This window comes from Rhizobium sp. SL86 (assembly GCF_026672545.1).
Taxonomy (GTDB): domain Bacteria; phylum Pseudomonadota; class Alphaproteobacteria; order Rhizobiales; family Rhizobiaceae; genus Neorhizobium.
This window is the reverse complement of sequence record NZ_JAPPRJ010000008.1, coordinates 125,518-141,780: the sequence shown is the minus strand read 5'-3', so window position 1 is coordinate 141,780 and position 16,263 is coordinate 125,518. Positions and strand designations below refer to the sequence as shown.

The 16,263-nt window shown below is 62.1% G+C and carries 16 protein-coding genes; 2 read left to right on the top strand and 14 right to left on the bottom strand.

Annotated elements, in window-relative coordinates; all coding sequences use genetic code 11:
- Positions 1-6: 6 nt before the first annotated feature.
- The 12 genes from OU993_RS21520 to urtA all read right to left on the bottom strand — a co-directional run bounded on the left by OU993_RS21520 (position 7) and on the right by urtA (position 11,406).
- Positions 7-282, bottom strand: a complete 276-nt coding sequence (locus OU993_RS21520; protein WP_268160911.1) for a ribbon-helix-helix protein, CopG family — start codon at positions 280-282, stop codon at positions 7-9.
- Between the two features lie 42 nt (positions 283-324).
- The gene (gene ureC, locus OU993_RS21515) at positions 325-2,037 is read right to left on the bottom strand and encodes an urease subunit alpha (protein WP_268160909.1); all 1,713 of its coding nucleotides are present in this window, start codon (positions 2,035-2,037) and stop codon (positions 325-327) included.
- Positions 2,038-2,183: 146 nt separating this feature from the next.
- Positions 2,184-2,606: a lysozyme inhibitor LprI family protein gene (locus OU993_RS21510; protein WP_268160907.1), complete on the bottom strand. Its 423-nt coding sequence runs from the start codon at positions 2,604-2,606 to the stop codon at positions 2,184-2,186.
- 17 nt (positions 2,607-2,623) lie between these two features.
- Positions 2,624-2,929, bottom strand: a complete 306-nt coding sequence (locus OU993_RS21505; protein WP_268160906.1) for an urease subunit beta — start codon at positions 2,927-2,929, stop codon at positions 2,624-2,626.
- A 12-nt stretch (positions 2,930-2,941) separates the two neighbouring features.
- Positions 2,942-3,244, bottom strand: a complete 303-nt coding sequence (locus tag OU993_RS21500; RefSeq protein ID WP_137136226.1) for an urease subunit gamma — start codon at positions 3,242-3,244, stop codon at positions 2,942-2,944.
- 22 nt (positions 3,245-3,266) lie between these two features.
- Entirely contained in the window at positions 3,267-4,091 is an 825-nt protein-coding gene (locus tag OU993_RS21495) for an urease accessory protein UreD (RefSeq protein ID WP_268160902.1), read from the bottom strand.
- Positions 4,028-5,230 (bottom strand): alpha/beta hydrolase family esterase, encoded by a 1,203-nt coding sequence (locus tag OU993_RS21490; RefSeq protein ID WP_268160901.1) that lies wholly within the window; start codon positions 5,228-5,230, stop codon positions 4,028-4,030. Before OU993_RS21490 ends, OU993_RS21495 begins: the two co-directional genes overlap by 64 nt.
- Positions 5,231-5,379: 149 nt before the next feature.
- Positions 5,380-6,075 carry an urea ABC transporter ATP-binding subunit UrtE gene (urtE, locus tag OU993_RS21485; RefSeq protein ID WP_268160900.1) on the bottom strand — a complete coding sequence of 232 codons (696 nt, stop codon included), beginning with the start codon at positions 6,073-6,075 and terminating at the stop codon, positions 5,380-5,382.
- A 253-nt stretch (positions 6,076-6,328) separates the two neighbouring features.
- A complete protein-coding gene (gene urtD, locus OU993_RS21480; protein WP_268160899.1) occupies positions 6,329-7,087 on the bottom strand; it encodes an urea ABC transporter ATP-binding protein UrtD in 759 nt (252 codons plus the stop codon).
- A 5-nt stretch (positions 7,088-7,092) separates the two neighbouring features.
- The gene (gene urtC, locus OU993_RS21475; RefSeq protein ID WP_268160898.1) at positions 7,093-8,262 is read right to left on the bottom strand and encodes an urea ABC transporter permease subunit UrtC; all 1,170 of its coding nucleotides are present in this window, start codon (positions 8,260-8,262) and stop codon (positions 7,093-7,095) included.
- A complete protein-coding gene (gene urtB, locus OU993_RS21470) occupies positions 8,259-9,863 on the bottom strand; it encodes an urea ABC transporter permease subunit UrtB (protein ID WP_268160897.1) in 1,605 nt (534 codons plus the stop codon). Before urtB ends, urtC begins: the two co-directional genes overlap by 4 nt.
- Before the next feature lie 256 nt (positions 9,864-10,119).
- Positions 10,120-11,406, bottom strand: a complete 1,287-nt coding sequence (gene urtA, locus OU993_RS21465; protein WP_268160896.1) for an urea ABC transporter substrate-binding protein — start codon at positions 11,404-11,406, stop codon at positions 10,120-10,122.
- 494 nt (positions 11,407-11,900) lie between these two features.
- Here urtA and OU993_RS21460 point away from each other — a divergent pair, with 494 nt between their 5' ends.
- Complete coding sequence (locus OU993_RS21460; protein WP_268160895.1) at positions 11,901-12,995, top strand: 5-methyltetrahydropteroyltriglutamate--homocysteine S-methyltransferase; 1,095 nt, start codon at positions 11,901-11,903, stop codon at positions 12,993-12,995.
- A 151-nt stretch (positions 12,996-13,146) separates the two neighbouring features.
- Here OU993_RS21460 and OU993_RS21455 read toward each other — a convergent pair whose 3' ends face one another.
- A complete protein-coding gene (locus OU993_RS21455) occupies positions 13,147-14,109 on the bottom strand; it encodes a GlxA family transcriptional regulator (RefSeq protein WP_268160894.1) in 963 nt (320 codons plus the stop codon).
- A gap of 402 nt (positions 14,110-14,511) precedes the next feature.
- On the opposite strand from OU993_RS21455, the gene OU993_RS21450 reads away from it, so the two are divergent.
- A complete protein-coding gene (locus tag OU993_RS21450; protein ID WP_268160893.1) occupies positions 14,512-15,108 on the top strand; it encodes a LysE family translocator in 597 nt (198 codons plus the stop codon).
- 166 nt (positions 15,109-15,274) lie between these two features.
- On the opposite strand, the gene OU993_RS21445 is transcribed toward OU993_RS21450, so the two are convergent.
- Entirely contained in the window at positions 15,275-16,093 is an 819-nt protein-coding gene (locus tag OU993_RS21445; protein ID WP_268160892.1) for an aspartyl/asparaginyl beta-hydroxylase domain-containing protein, read from the bottom strand.
- Positions 16,094-16,263 lie beyond the last annotated feature (170 nt).

Genomic DNA, 16,263 nt, shown 5'->3' with positions numbered 1-16,263 from the left:
CAATCTTCACGCAGCGCCCGCCGCCTTGCGACCTGCCTCGTCAGCCAAAGACTGAAGCTCCGACATGAAATCTTCGAACGCGATAGATTCGCCCGTCTCCAGATATTTCGCCCAGCGGCGATCATCCTCGGCAAACTCGGCCTCCTGGCGTTCAACATCCTCCGCATGAAGCCGCAAAACGTCTTCAGCCAGTTCGGACACGGTCGAACCTTCGCGTTCCGCGATGACAGCGAGACGCTTTTTCAAGTCACCGTCGATGCTGACAGTCTCCTTGGTGCTCATGGCGACATCCTATCACAGAGCATCCGCCTGCCAAAGGGCTCCTCAGAACAGGAAATACCGCTGCGCCATCGGCAGCACGGTTGCCGGTTCGCAGGTCAGGAGTTCGCCATCGGCACGCACCTCGTAGGTTTCCGGGTCCACCTCGATATGCGGGGTCAGGTCGTTGAGGATCATCGACTTCTTGGAAATGCCGCCGCGGGTGTTCTTTACCGCCACCAGCTGCTTGGCAACGCCGAGTCTTCCGGCAAGACCTGCGTCGAGCGAAGCCTGGGAGACGAAGGTGACGGAGGAGTTCGTGCGTGCCTTGCCATAGGCGCCGAACATCGGGCGGTAATGCACCGGCTGCGGTGTCGGGATGGAGGCGTTCGGATCGCCCATCGGGGCAGCCGCAATCACGCCGCCCATCAGCACCATATCCGGCTTCACGCCAAAAAAGGCCGGGTTCCAGATCACGAGATCGGCACGTTTGCCGATTTCGATCGAGCCGATCTCGTGGCTGACGCCATGCGCGATCGCCGGGTTGATCGTGTATTTCGCCACGTAACGGCGCACACGCAGATTGTCGTTGTCGCCGGTCTCGCCGGGCAGGCTGCCGCGCTGGCGCTTCATCTTGTCGGCCGTCTGCCAGGTGCGGATGATCACTTCGCCGACGCGGCCCATGGCCTGGCTGTCCGACGAGATGATCGAAAAGGCGCCGATATCGTGGAGAATATCTTCCGCTGCAATGGTTTCCTTGCGGATACGGCTTTCGGCAAAGGCGATGTCTTCCGGGATCGACGGCGAGAGATGATGGCAGACCATCAGCATGTCGAGATGTTCGGCGAGCGTATTGACCGTGTAGGGCCGCGTCGGGTTCGTCGACGACGGGATGACATTCGGCTGGCCGCAGATCTTGATGATGTCCGGCGCATGGCCGCCGCCGGCGCCTTCGGTGTGGAAGGCATGAATGGTGCGGCCCTTGATGGCGCCGACGGTATCTTCCACGAAGCCGCTTTCGTTCAGCGTGTCGGTGTGGATCATCACCTGCACGTCATACTCATCGGCAACCGACAGGCAGCAGTCAATGGCGCCGGGTGTCGTGCCCCAATCCTCGTGCAGTTTCAGCGAGGTGGCGCCGCCGAGCACCATTTCTTCGAGCGCGCCGGGCAGCGAGGCATTGCCCTTGCCGGCAAAGGCAAGGTTCATCGGGAAGGCGTCGGCTGCCTCGATCATGCGGGCGATGTGCCAGGGGCCGGGCGTGCAGGTGGTGGCAAGCGTGCCGTGCGCGGGGCCGGTGCCGCCGCCCAGCATGCAGGTGAGGCCGCTCATCAGCGCCTCTTCGATCTGCTGCGGGCAGATGAAATGGATATGGGCGTCCATGCCACCGGCGGTGACAATCTTGCCCTCGCCGGCAATCGCTTCCGTGCCCGGCCCGACGATGATGTTGACGCCCGGCTGCGTATCCGGATTGCCAGCCTTGCCGATCGCGACGATACGTCCGTCCTTCAGCCCGATATCCGCCTTGATGATGCCGGTGTGATCGACGATCACCGCATTGGTGATGACGGTATCGACGGCGCCATCAGCGCGCGTCACCTGGCTCTGGCCCATGCCGTCACGGATGACCTTGCCGCCGCCGAACTTCACCTCGTCGCCGTAAGCGGTAAAATCCTTCTCCACCTCGATGAAAAGCTCGGTATCGGCAAGCCGCACCTTGTCGCCAACGGTGGGACCAAACATCGAGGCATAGGCGGCGCGGGACATCTTGTAGGGCATCGGGTCAGACTCCTTCGAGGCGGGAGAATTTCGGCAGCAGATCCGGCGGGAGACCGGTGACTGCAAACGGGTACGTCCAAGTCTTATGCGGAGCGCACGCAGGCTTTGCCGCAGCACTCACGCGGATCATTGCGGCGGTCGGCACCCTACTGGATGCCGTCCGCCAATTGCTTCAATTCCGCCGTGCGGTTGCGCGTCACCTCGGCAAGACAGCCAAGGATCACCGCCTGATAGAGGCTGCCGCCCCACACGCTGTAACCGACCGCATTGCAATGGGCATCACGATAGGTGATCCAGGCGCGTTGCGCCTTCGTCAGTTCCTCGACGGCGCCCTTGTTGTGGGCTTCAAGCTCCGCGTCCCAGCCGGTCAGCACTTTCTTCGTCGCGGTCCACTGGGCGTTCAACGCCTTGTCGGCAGCGCGGTAATCGAGATCGGCGCAGATGTTGATGTCGGTCTGGCTCACCGCCTGGTCACAGGCCACCGAAGGCTTGTCCTCCGCGGAGGACGGCGCATCCATCAGGAGCACGCAGCCGCAGAGATACAGTATGCCGAGGCCCGCCTTGATCACCGCCCGTTTCCTTATTCTCACAGCTTGCCCATGACCTTCTGGCGGAAGCCGTAGACCTCGCGTTTGCCGGACAGCGGAATAAGCGTTACCTCGCGCGTCTGACCGGGCTCAAAACGAACGGCGGTGCCCGCCGGAATATCGAGCCGCATGCCACGCGTCTTCTCGCGGTCGAACGAGAGGCCGGCATTGGTCTCGTAGAAATGATAGTGGCTGCCCACCTGCACCGGACGGTCGCCGGTATTGGACACCTCGACCGTGATCGTCGGGCGTCCGGCATTCAGTTCGATCTCGCCGCTGGCGGCAATGATTTCACCCGGGATCATGCGTTTTCCCCCTCAGCGGATCGGTTCGTGAACGGTCACCAGCTTGGTGCCGTCCGGAAAGGTCGCTTCCACCTGCACGTCGTGGATCATCTCGGCCACACCTTCCATCACCTGGTCGCGGGTGATGACATGGGCGCCGGCTTCCATCAGATCGGGCACGGCGCGGCCATCGCGCGCACCTTCCACGACGAAATCCGTGATCAGCGCAATGGCTTCCGGATAGTTAAGCTTGACGCCGCGCTCCAGCCGCCGGCGCGCCACCATGGCCGCCATGGAAATCAGAAGCTTGTCTTTTTCTCTCGGGCTGAGATTCATGGCTTCCCCAAATCTTTTGCTGTCATGTGTTCCAGACTTTCGGCAAGGGCGCGCCGTTTCGCAAGAGCGAAATGACCGGAACAAGAATTTTTCTTAAAGAGAATCCGTCCGTTGCGGCAACGCGCACGATCAGCTTGTCCTGCCAATGGCTTGCGCCAGCATGGTGGCCGTCGAGAACGGACCTCACACGCGCCAAAAACAGCTCGGCGGAAGGTCCGGAATAAATGACGGTGGCAAAGGCCACCTTGCCGGAGAGCACCGCGGGTTCGGCCGAAAGTCTTGCGATCTCGCCCTCCAGCCGCACGTCTTCGGCATGGATGAGTTTGCCGCCGCGGCGAATGCGCCAGCGGTCGCGGAAAAGGCCGGTCTCGGCACGTTCACCCATCGCGGTCCGCCCGAGAATGATCGCTTCGACCGCCATGAATTCGGCACTCGGCGCCAGATCGACGGAAAGCTCGCGGGTGAGCGAGGCGCGGTTGAACAGAATGCTTTCCTGAGGCAGCCAGGCAACCTTTGCCCCCTCGCCCACCTCGAGCCGGCTGGAGAGCAAAGCCGTATCGGCGGCGGCCTTGTAGATCTTCTCGTTGGCCTGAGTGGTGACGATGACGTCCGTGCCGGGGCCGGCAGCGAGCGACCAGTCCAGCCGGTCGCCGCCGGTCAACCCGCCGGAACTGTTGATGAGGATGGCTTCGAGGGAGGAATCGAAGGTTTCGGGCAGGCGGATCTTGCCGCAGCCCTCCTGGTACAGTTCGGCAAGCCGCGTGCGGCCCGCCAGTTGTTTGGTTACAAGGCACCCTTTGCCCCGAGCCCGCTGCGGCGCGGCTCTTGCGGCGGATTGCTGCTGCACGTCATCCCCTCGACTGTCTGTACGGCCGATGCCGGATCACCGCCGCACGCTGCCGACGCCTTGACCTTGGTCGCGGGCGGCGTTGCGGTGGCAATGACATCCGTGCTGTCGGCCTTGCGGAAGAAGTCCCACATCCGCGGCGCCGGATCAATATTCGGATCAAAGCTCGGCTTGCGGGCATTTGACACCTGCACCACACCGGCCGCCTGGCCGTCCGTGGCGGCGGCGATCACCCGCGCCTTCTGGCTCGGCTTCGGCCAGTCGTGATTGCCCTCGGCAAATTCGTAAGACGCAACACGTGCGCCGTTCTGGCAGGTCTCGAACAGGCTGAAGGTCACGTCGTCGACCGTTTCGGGTTTGGCCGCCGGCTTGCAGCCGTCGAGTTCCAGCCAGCGCTGCAGCGCCGTCTTGAAACTGTACTGCCAATAGGGTTTGCCACCGCCGGCATAGGGGTTCTGTTCGTCCTTGACGCTGGCAAATGCCATGATCGAGATCGGCTTTGCCGGGCGGCAGGTGGTCGGGTCCGGCCGCCAGCGACCATCGCGACTTTCGACCGGCAGGCCGACGCGCAGCGAATTGACGAAACCGGCTGCGGCAAAATCATCGGCGCCGGAGCAGACATAGGCCGACAGCATACGCCCACCGCCGGAATAACCGGAGGCAAAGACCTGCGCCGGATCGACGCAATAGTCCGCCTTCACCCGCTCGACGGCAGCCTTCAGGAAGGCGACCTCATCCAGCCCGCCCTCGCGAAAGGTGACGCCCGGAACGTTCCAGGCATGCGTGCCCGGCGTGGTGCCGGAGAGGCTACCCTGCGGCGCAAAAACGATGAAACCGTTCTTCGCCGCCACCTTGTCCCAGGAACTGCGGGCCATCTGCCCACGCGGATTGCTGTTGCTGCCATGCAGGTCGAACACGAGGGGCACCTTCTGCGTGCCCGTATAACCCGGCGGAATGAACGCGACCCCCGAGCGGCTGTGACCGCCGACATCAAGCGTCACGTCGTGGTAGCCCGGTTCGACCGGAACCCCGCATCCTGCGGCCTGGGCAACAGCGATTGCGCCCAATAAAAAGGCCCCTGCGGCGGTCAGGCGAGCAAGAGCGCGGGCGACGGTGCCAGTCGAAAGTCCAAATGCCATCAAGCGCCTCGTGACAGAGCGTGCGGAAAAGGGTGTCATGCTTTGGATGAAAAGCGCCGCCCGATTAACATATTAGACCCCCCTTGATAAACCCCGCACGCAGGCGGCAGAGCCGCAAAAAGTGATGAGCTATCATAAATGACACAGGTTCACACGGTCAGATGTTTCCTCGCCTCCGGCGTATCCAGCGTCTCGGCTGCCCCTTCATGCACGATCTCGCCGCGATCCATGATGTAGACATGATCGGCGAGTTCGCGGCAGAAGTCGAGATATTGTTCGACCAGCAGGATCGCCATCCCGGTGGAATCGCGCAGGTAACGGATCGCCCGGCCGATATCCTTGATGATCGACGGCTGGATGCCTTCCGTCGGTTCGTCCAGCACAAGAATTTTCGGCCGGGTCACCATAGCGCGGCCGATGGCAAGCTGTTGCTGCTGGCCGCCCGACAGGTCGCCGCCGCGGCGCGACAACATGGAGTTCAACACCGGAAACAGTGCAAAAATATCATCCGGAATGAAGCGCTCCTTGCGCGGCAGCGGCGCAAACCCGGTTTCCAGGTTTTCCTTGACGGTGAGCAGCGGAAAGATCTCTCGTCCCTGCGGCACGTAGCCGATGCCGTGTTTGGCCCGGTTGAAGGGTGCAAGGCCGTTGAGGCTTTCGCCGTTGAAGGCGATCGTGCCGGCGGAGACCGCATGCTGCCCGGTGATGGCACGCAAAAGCGACGACTTGCCGACCCCGTTGCGGCCCAGCACGCAGGTGATCTTGCCCATCGGCGCCTCGATGGAAACACCGCGCAGCGCCTGTGCCGCGCCGTAATGAAGGTTGATGTTGTTGACTGTCAGCATGGAGTGCCTCCGGTGATCCGCTTAGTTCCGAGGTTACCCCCCTCTGCCCTGCCGGGTATCTCTGCAACGATGTGAGCCACGGGATTGGGTAAAAAGACCCCTCCCCAACCCCTCCCCACAAGGGGGAGGGACTTACCCTGCCTCATCGTCTGCGCCCCTATTGGGCCGAGGCGGTGCCGCGAAAGATCTCCCCCCTTGTGGGGGAGATGGCGGCAGCCAGAGGGGGTTAAAGGCAGCAAATTCCGCATCCCCCTCACCGCCCCAGATAGTTCTCGATGACCTTCGGATCATTCGAGACGAAATCGATCGATCCCTCCGCCAGCACCGAACCTTCCGCCAGGCACGTCACCTTGACGCCGAGGTCGCGGATGAAACCCATGTCGTGCTCCACCACCACCACGGACCGGCTCTTGGCGATCTCGCGCAGCAGGATGGCGGTCTCCGCGGTCTCGGCATCGGTCATGCCGGCCACCGGCTCATCGACCAAGAGCAGTTTCGGTTCCTGGGCAAGCAGCATGCCGATCTCCAGCCACTGTTTCTGGCCATGCGACAGATTGGCGGCCAGCTCGTCGCGGCGATGGCCGAGACGCACGGTGGCGAGGATTTCCTCGATGCGGTCCCTGTCCTCCGCCGTCAGCCGATAGAACAGGGTGGCAAACACGCCGCGCTTGCGGTTCAGCGCCAGTTCCAGATTGTCCCAGACCGTGTGGCTTTCGAACACGGTCGGCTTCTGGAATTTGCGGCCGATGCCGAGCTGGGCGATGTCGGCCTCGTCCTTTTTCGTCAGGTCGATCCTGTCCTCGAAAAGCACTGTGCCGCTGTCCGGCCGCGTCTTGCCGGTGATGATGTCCATCATCGTCGTTTTGCCGGCACCGTTCGGCCCGATGATGGCGCGCAGTTCGCCGGGCTCCACCACGAAGGAGAGCGAATTCAGCGCCTTGAACCCGTCGAAGGAGACCGAGACCCCGTCGAGATACAGCAGCGATTTGGCCTTGCCGTCATTGACTTCCATCACTCTTACTCCGCTGCCTGGATCTGTGGGGTGGCACGGTCATCGTTCTGCCCGGCCTCGGCCTTTGCCGCCGCCTGTGCCGCACGGCGGTTGGCGAGCATGCCCTGCACCGTGCCGACAATGCCTTTCGGCATGAACAGCGTGACGCAGATGAAGAGCGCGCCGAGCGCATAGAGCCAGAATTCCGGAAAGGCACCGGTGAAGAAGCTTTTGCCGCCATTGACGAGCACCGCGCCGATGATCGGGCCGATCAGCGTGCCGCGCCCGCCGACCGCCGTCCACACGACGACTTCGATGGAGTTCGCAGGCGCAAACTCGCCCGGATTGATGATGCCGACCTGCGGCACGAAGAGCGCGCCGGCAATGCCGGCCATCATGGCCGAGACGACAAAGGTGAAGAGCTTGATGTTTTCCACCCGGAAGCCGAGGAACCGCACCCGGCTTTCCGCATCCCGCACGCCGACCAGCACTTTGCCGAATTTCGAGCGGGTAATCGCCGAGGCGAGCAGCAGGCAAAGCGACAGCAGGATCGCCGAGAGCGCGAAGAGCACGGCGCGCGTGCCGTCCGCCTGAACCGAGAAGCCCAGGATGTCCTTGTAGTCGGTCAGGCCGTTATTGCCGCCGAAGCCCATGTCGTTGCGGAAGAAGGCGAGCATCAGCGCATAGGTCATGGCCTGCGTGATGATCGAGAGATAAACACCGTTGACGCGCGAGCGAAAGGCGAACCAGCCGAAGATGAAGGCCAGCAGGCCGGGCACGACAAGCACCATCAGCATGGCGAACCAGAACATGTCCATGCCATGCCAGAACCACGGCAGTTCCTTCCAGTTGAGGAAGACCATGAAGTCCGGCAGGACAGGATCGCCGTAGACGCCGCGCGAGCCGATCTGGCGCATCAGATACATGCCCATGGCGTAACCGCCGAGCGCAAAGAAAGCGCCGTGGCCGAGCGAAAGGATGCCGCAGTAACCCCAGACGAGATCGAGCGCCAGCGCGAGCAGCGCATAACACAGATACTTGCCCATCAGCGACATGGCATAGGTTGGGATATGCAGGGCGCTGTCGGGGGGCGTCAGGAGGTTGCTGGCAGGCACGAGCACGGCCACGGCAAGCAGGATGGCAATGGCCGCCACGATACGGCCTTCGAGCGCGCGAAGAATAAAGCTGGTGATCATGCTTCGATCGCCCTTCCCTTGAGCGCGAACAGGCCGCGCGGTCTCTTCTGGATGAAGAGGATGATCAGAACGAGCACCAGGATCTTGCCGAGAACGGCACCGACCGAAGGCTCGAGGAACTTGTTGAGCACACCGAGCGAGAGTGCCCCGACCAGCGTTCCCCAGAGATTGCCGACGCCGCCGAAGACCACGACCATGAAGCTGTCGATGATGTAGGACTGGCCAAGGTTCGGCGAAACGTTGTCGATCTGGCTGAGCGCTACGCCGGCAATGCCGGCGATGCCGGAGCCGAGCGCGAAGGTGAAGGCATCGACCCAGGGCGTGCGGATGCCCATGGACGAGGCCATGCGGCGGTTCTGGGTGACGGCACGCATCTGGAGCCCGAAGGCGGAGCGTTTCATCAGGAGCAGCAGGCCAAGGAAGATGGTGAGCGAGAAGGCGACGATCCACAGCCGGTTCCAGGTGATCTGCATCTGGCCGAGCTGGAAGGCGCCGGACATCCAGGACGGGTTGCCAACCTCCTGGTTGGTCGGACCGAAGATGGAGCGCACGAGCTGCTGCAGGATCAGCGAAACGCCCCAGGTGGCAAGCAGGGTTTCCAGCGGGCGGCCGTAGAGGAAACGGATGACACCGCGCTCGATGATGAGGCCGGCGGCGGCCGTGACCAGGAAGGCAACAGGCAGCGCAATCGCCAGCGACCAGTCGAAGAGATGCGGCGCGGACGTGCGGATCGCCTCCTGCACCACAAAGGTCGAATAGGCGCCAAGCATGACCATTTCGCCATGCGCCATGTTGATGATGCCCATCACGCCGAAGGTGATGGCAAGGCCGATGGCGGCGAGCAGCAGCACGGAGCCCAGAGAGATGCCGTACCAGACATTCTGGCCCATGTCCCAGAAGGCCTGGGTCGTCTCGATCTTGGCAATCGCCGCATCGACATCCGGCTTCAGCGCGGCATCAAGCGAGGAGGACGCCGACATCAGGATGCTGATCGCACCGCGTCCGCCGAGGCTTGCGACGGTTTCGATGGCGGCACGTTTTTCCTCGACCGAACGGTTGGAAATCAGGATGGATGCGGCGCGCGCCTCTTCCATCCGGGCCTTCACCTCCCGGTCGGTTTCCTTGGCGAGGGCTGCCTCGACCAATTCGAGGTTTTCCGCCGACGGCGAGCGCAAAACGGCATCAGCCGCCTGCAGACGAACGGTGCGGTCCGGGCTCAGCAGCGTCAGGCCGCCCATCGCCGAACGAATGACGCGGCGCAGATTGTTGTTGATCTTGAGCTTCACCATCGCCGCCTTCGGCGCTTCGCCGGCGCTTTCACCAGTCAGCGGATCGATCAGCGCAAAATTGGCGCCCGCGGCCTTGGTGATGAACACGGCACCATCGGATTTGCGGGCGTAAAGATCGCCCTCGCCAAACGCGTTGAGCGCCGGCACGACCCGCGGGTCCCCCGTCGCGGCGATCTGGCCGATCAGCTCTTCCGCCTGCTTGAAATCCGCCTTGCCGAGCTGGTCGATCAACGCCTTCGGATCGGACTGGGCAAACGAGGATGTGGCGATGGAAAGAAGGAGGAAAACGAGTGTGATGAAACGGATAAGCATTTTTTTGTCCCCGGTTGGCGGGCGGCTGTGTCTGAGGCCCCCTCAGCCGCCTGCCAGCACCTTTTCCTGACGGAACCGGCGTTACGACGAGGCAGACAAAGCACTACCCCCTCTGGCCTGCCGGCCATCTCCCCCACAAGGGGGGAGACACTTCGCGGCACCCGCCCGGGCTTCAATCGGCTTCGGCGGGTTGGCTGGGTTAAAGCCCTCCCCCTTGTGGGGAGGGTTGGGAGGGGTCTTGGACCCGACCGAGCGATCAGCTGCCCTTGCCGCCGCACTTGCCGGTGGCAACGTTGAAGTTGCCGCAGGACATCGGCTTGCGCCAATCGGAGATCAGGTCCTTGGAGTCCGGCAGGTAGTCCGACCACTCGTCGCCGACGACGGAGGGGGTCTGCTGAACGATTTCGAACTGGCCGTCGGCCTGGATTTCACCGATCAGCACCGGCTTGGTGATGTGGTGGTTCGGCATGACGGTCGAATAACCACCCGACAGGTTCGGCACGGAGACGCCGATGATCGAGTCGAGCACCTTGTCGGTGTCGGTGGTGCCGGCGGCCTCGACGGCCTTCACCCAGGCGTTGAAGCCGATATAGGCGGCTTCCATCGGGTCGTTGGTCACGCGCTTGTCGTTCTTGGTAAACGCATGCCAGGTCTTGATGAACTCGGCATTGACCGGGGCATCGACGGACTGGAAGTAGTTCCAGGCGGCGAGATGGCCGACGAGCGGAGCGGTATCGAGGCCGGCAAGTTCTTCTTCACCGACGGAGAAGGCAACGACCGGAATGTCTTCGGCCTTGATGCCCTGGTTGGCGAGTTCCTTGTAGAAGGGAACGTTGGCGTCACCGTTGATGGTCGAAACGACGGCGGTCTTCTTGCCGGCCGAGCCGAACTTCTTGATGTCGGTGACGATCGTCTGCCAGTCGGAATGGCCGAACGGCGTGTAGTTGATCATGATGTCCTCTTCCTTGACGCCCTTCGACATCAGGTAGGCCTTCAGGATCTTGTTGGTCGTCTGCGGATAGACGTAGTCGGTGCCGGCGAGAACCCAGCGCTCAACGCCTTCGTTTTCGGCGAGGTAATCGACGGCCGGAATGGCCTGCTGGTTCGGAGCGGCACCGGTGTAGAAGATGTTGCGCGAGGATTCTTCACCCTCGTACTGGACCGGGTAGAAGAGGATGGAGTTCAGCTCTTCGAAGACCGGCAGGACGGACTTGCGCGAGGACGACGTCCAGCAACCGAATACGGCGGCGACCTTGTCCTGGGAAATCAGCTGGCGGGCCTTTTCGGCAAACAGCGGCCAGTCGGAGGCCGGATCGACAACGACGGCCTCAAGCTTCTTGCCGAGAACGCCGCCCTTCTTGTTCTGCTCTTCGACGAGCATCAGCATGGCATCCTTCAGCGTCGTTTCCGAAATTGCCATGGTGCCGGAGAGCGAATGCAGGACGCCGATCTTGATGGTATCGGCGGCGAATGCGCCGTGGAATGCCGTGGTGGACATGATGGCGGCGAGCATTGCGCCGCCAAGCTTCGTCTTGAAACTCATGGTTCGAACCCCTCTTCTTGTTCGTTTGCAACGCGCCTTGGATTGGCCGTTAACCGTTGCTTCACGAACTATCGGCTGCTGCACCGCAAAACGGCATACGTAAAATGACGTAAGCCAGGGGGCGAAAGGGGAAGTTTGCGCAGCCATCTGACCGGGAAGGCGGAACCCTCGGCCGCTTGCCGGAGTTGCCCCGGCGAAAATCGGGGACGCGGGGAGTGCATCATGGCATCGAGATCGGCATGCGGCGCCATTTCGGTGGTGGAACGGGTGAACAGGCTACTGGCCATCATCTGTTGTCCACGCCTTCCATCATATCCGCGGCATCAAGAAGTTCTTGCATTACAACGCCGACAGGGCACTGTTGGACCTTGGAGACGAGGCGTCTTGCAGCCGCAGGCATGCAGGGTCAGCCGGCGTTTGTGTTGCAGCGCGCTCGCGCGAATGTCTGAAGTCGCGCCACAACACAAGAGGAAAACAACCATAGGAGGATCCCCATGCCCACACCGCCCTTTCGTGCCGACCACGTCGGCAGTCTGCTGCGTCCACGTCGCATCGCCGAGGCCCGGCACGCCCATGCGCCGGCCGCCGAACTGCGCGCCATCGAGGATGCCGAAATCCCGTCCCTCATCAAGATGCAGGAGGATGTCGGCCTCAAGGTGGTGACCGACGGCGAAGCGCGCCGCGCCTACTGGCATTTCGATTTTTTGGGCATGCTCGACGGAATGGACATGGAGACGCGCGGAGAAGGCGTGCAATTCCACGGCACGCAGCTCCCACCGATCCACCCGGTGATCAACGGCAAGCTCGGCTTTCCCGCCGATCACCCGATGCTGGCGCATTTCACCTTCGTGAAAGAGCACACGCATGTCTGCCCGAAGATCTCCATTCCGGGGCCGTCCTGCGTGCACTTCCGGACCGACCCCGCCGATGTGCGGCCGCCCGAATACAAGGACCCGGACGTACTGTTCAGCGATATTGCCGAGACCTACAAACAGGCCGTCGCCGCCTTCTACGCCGTCGGTTGCCGTTATCTCCAGCTCGACGATATCTTCTTCGCCTACCTGTGCGATCCGAAGCAGCGCGACCTGCGCAAGGCCATGGGCCAGGATCCCGACTGGTTGATCGACCGCTATGCCTGGATGCTCGAGGAAGCGATCAAGGATCGTCCGTCCGACATGGTGATCGGCATGCACATGTGCCGCGGCAACTTCCGCTCCACGCATGTCGCATCCGGAGGCTACGATGCCGCAGCCGACGCGATCTTCAACAAGACCAGTGTCGATGTTTATTTCATGGAATATGACACCGATCGCGCCGGCGGGCTGGAGCCGCTCAAGCTTCTGCCCAAGGGCAAGAAGCGGGTCATGGCCGGCTTCATCACCACGAAGACGGGCGAATTGGAAGACCTGGATTCGCTGCGCCGCCATTTCGATGATGCAGCGAAGTTTGTCGACATGGACCAACTGGGCATTGCCCCGCAATGCGGCTTCGCCTCGACCGAGCACGGCAACGCCATCACCGAGGACGACCAGAGGCGAAAGCTTGAGCTGGTGGTCAAGACCGCCGAGACGATCTGGGGCGAAGCCTGAATGCTAACCTGAATACACAAGCGGTCTGCGCGCGACTGCGCTCGCAGGCCGCTTACAGACGGCCCTCAGTGCGGCCGGTCCCTGTTGATAAGGCAAGACCGGGAATTTCAGCGGTTTAACGAAACCGACGAACAACACCACGCGGGCCTGATCAGCCGAGCGCCCGCACCTCCCGCACACCGCGACCGAGCCTGCGGCGCAACAGAGTCCGCAAGGTCACGCCATCGGCATATCCGACCATGCCGGCGATCTCATCGGCGCTTTTGTCGCTGGTCTTCAGCAGATGCACCGCACGTTCGACGCGCAGATCCTGAAAATAGGAAAGCGGTGTCTTGCCAAGCACCTGCTGCAGACGGCGCGCCAGCGTGCGTTTGCTGGCGCCGACGGCATCGGCCGCATCGTCGAGCGAAAAACCTTCGGACAGCCGGTCCCGCGCCCAGCGTTCGAACTTCTCGACCACGGGATCGGCATGGGCGAGATGATCCGTAATAACATAGGCCGATTGCGCCGGCCGGTGGTCGACGATGAGATAGCGTGCCACGAGGTTTGCCAATTCCGGGCTCGCCTGGCGCACCAGCCAGAGCGCCAGGTCCACATGGCCGAGGGCCGCGCCGGCCGTGACCAGCGCACCGGACTTCACCAGCATCCGCCCATCCTCCAACCGGACAGTCGGATAACGCTGGCGAAAGAGCGGCGCAAGCCACCAGGTCGTGGTTGCCTTTTCCCGATTGAGCAGACCGGATTCGGCAAGCACGAAGGTTCCGATACAGGCGGCGGCAAGATTGATGCCACCGGCCCTTGCCTCCCTGAGTGCGGCTGCAGCATCCTGGACATCCGACCGCGCCAGCGCTGGCACAAGCAGATCCGGCGTCTTGTAGCCAATCGCCGGAACGACAAGCCAACCCTCTTTCGCCGGGGCTGGCATGGCCGAGACCGGAACGACAAGCCCCTGCGCCGTTCGCACCTCGCGTTGCATGCCAACGATCGAGACCTCGAAAGACGGCACGTCGAGCGCGAGCATGATGGTGAGTTCATTGGCGGTAGTGAGGACATCAAGGATGGACGAGAGCCCGGTGTCGAAGACGCCATCAAGGGCCAGGACCTGCAGTTTCATGGCAATATCCCTATCAAGACTGTCAATATTGACAATAGCAGAGTGCAGCAAGCTCCGCCATGATCCGGACATTGCAACAGGAACGCGCATGGCCATGACGTCACGACGATCGGTGAACAGCCGTTGCGAAGGTCGCGGGCTTGGCCCCATGAGCATCCATTTTCAGGACACTGCACCCGCGGCCATTGCGGTGATCACGGGAAAGCCACCGTGAAGACGACTAGCGATCCAGCCTCTCTCAACCCTCGGCACGATACGTCGCATCGGCTTTGATCCGCCACCCGTCTTTCGCCACGCGCGATCCTTGGATGTCGGTGGGTTCTGCTCGGCGCCTTCGTTTCCTGTTGTGACTCAATCTTGAACGCCGCCGGGAGACGGTCTCCCCGCAGGGAGTGTTATGTCATGCCATACGAGACTGTTTTTGCCGTCGCCCTTTTTGCCTTCGTCGGCTCTGTGTCGCCGGGGCCAAGCAATGTCATGCTGCTCGCCTCGGGCACCAATTTCGGCTTCTGGCGCACGGTGCCGCAGATCCTCGGCATTACCACCGGTTTTTCCACCGTGCTTCTCGCCGTCGGTTTCGGCCTCGGCGCCCTGATCACCGCCTGGCCGCCGATCGGTCTGGCGCTGAGGCTTGCCGGCGGCGCCTATCTTCTCTATCTCGCCTGGCGGATCGGCACATCCCGGACGATCTCGGACGGCCAGACAGACGCTGCACGACCCCTCACATTTCTGGAATCGGCGGCATTCCAATGGGTTAACCCGAAGGCTTGGATTGCAGCGACAACTGCAATGGCGGCCTATGCCAATGCGGACAATCCCTTTGCCTCGACCCTGCTGATCACGGCCGTGATCGCCATTGTCAACCTGCCGAGCGTTGCGGTCTGGGCAGGCTTCGGTATGGTCCTCCGCCAGGTACTCACGCAGCCGTCACGATTGAAATGGTTCAATATCGCCATGGGTTTGCTGCTCGTTGCGAGCCTCTGGCCGCTTCTCCGATAACAGTCGATATCGTATCGCCTCTCGGGACCGATGGAACCACACCGGGATTGGGAGCAACGGTGGTCATTCAACTGACCACCGTTCTGGTCCGAACAGCGATGATCGCTGCGCCTTTCCCATACACCAGTCCGCCGCACATTGACCGCATACCGGCCGATGAGGTTCGTCAGTTCGGCCGGTTTCGGAGTTTCTCCGCCTCGGCATAAAACTTCTTTTCCCATTCCTGGTGGTTATCCAGCCCCTCACGGATGAAGGGGGTGAAGATGGCCATATTCATCAGGCACCAGTTGACGAAGCGGGCCGGGAACTTCAGCGGCTTGACGAAATCGACAAACAGCACGACGCGGGTATGGTCGGTGTGGTTCCAGGCCTCATGCTCAAAGGCATCGTCGAAGATCAGCACCTTGCCCTCTTCCCAGTGGCAGATCTGGTCCTTGACGCGGATGGCAAGCTTGTCGCGCGGTTCCGGCACGATGAGCCCGAGATGCAGGCGCAGCACACCATTATAAGGGCCGCGATGGGCGGGAAGGTGTTTGCCCGGCTCGAAGATCGAGAACATTACCGTGGTCAGCCCGGGAATCTTCTGGCAGGCCTTCCAGGTTTCCGGGCAGGCGGCGATGTTCTGCTGCGATTTCACCCCGAAACCAAGCAGGAAGAAGGTCTTCCAGCCATTGTCCGTCGAGATCGTCTTCACGTCGGTGGAAATGTCCTGGAAGGAGGGCAGCTCGTTCTTGCGCAACAGGATCTTGTCGAGTTCGGCGCGGATAGCGGGTGCCGCCTTCTCGATGTCCGCCGCCCAGGGGAAGGTGGCGTTGTCATAGACGGGCGGATTGCCGAGCCTGGCATATTTGAAATTGAGCTTTTCCGCCCAGGCCACGATCCCCATGAAGAAGCGGGTGATGCGGCTGGGCCGGTCCATGGGCTGAATGCCCTCGGTCCCGAAAGTCTGTTCATTCGTGGAAATAGTGGCTGGAGACGGTTTCACGGGAGATCACGCATAATGAAGGTTGACGGGAGACGGCAGACGCCGCGGACGGCGCATCCGGTTGGTTCCATTTGCACTTCTGAGATTGGCGCAATTGCGGCGGCTTTCAAGGACCGGTGACGGCTTTGTGGCAGCCCGTAATGCGGCTTGCAAAATTCTGCCGAACCCTG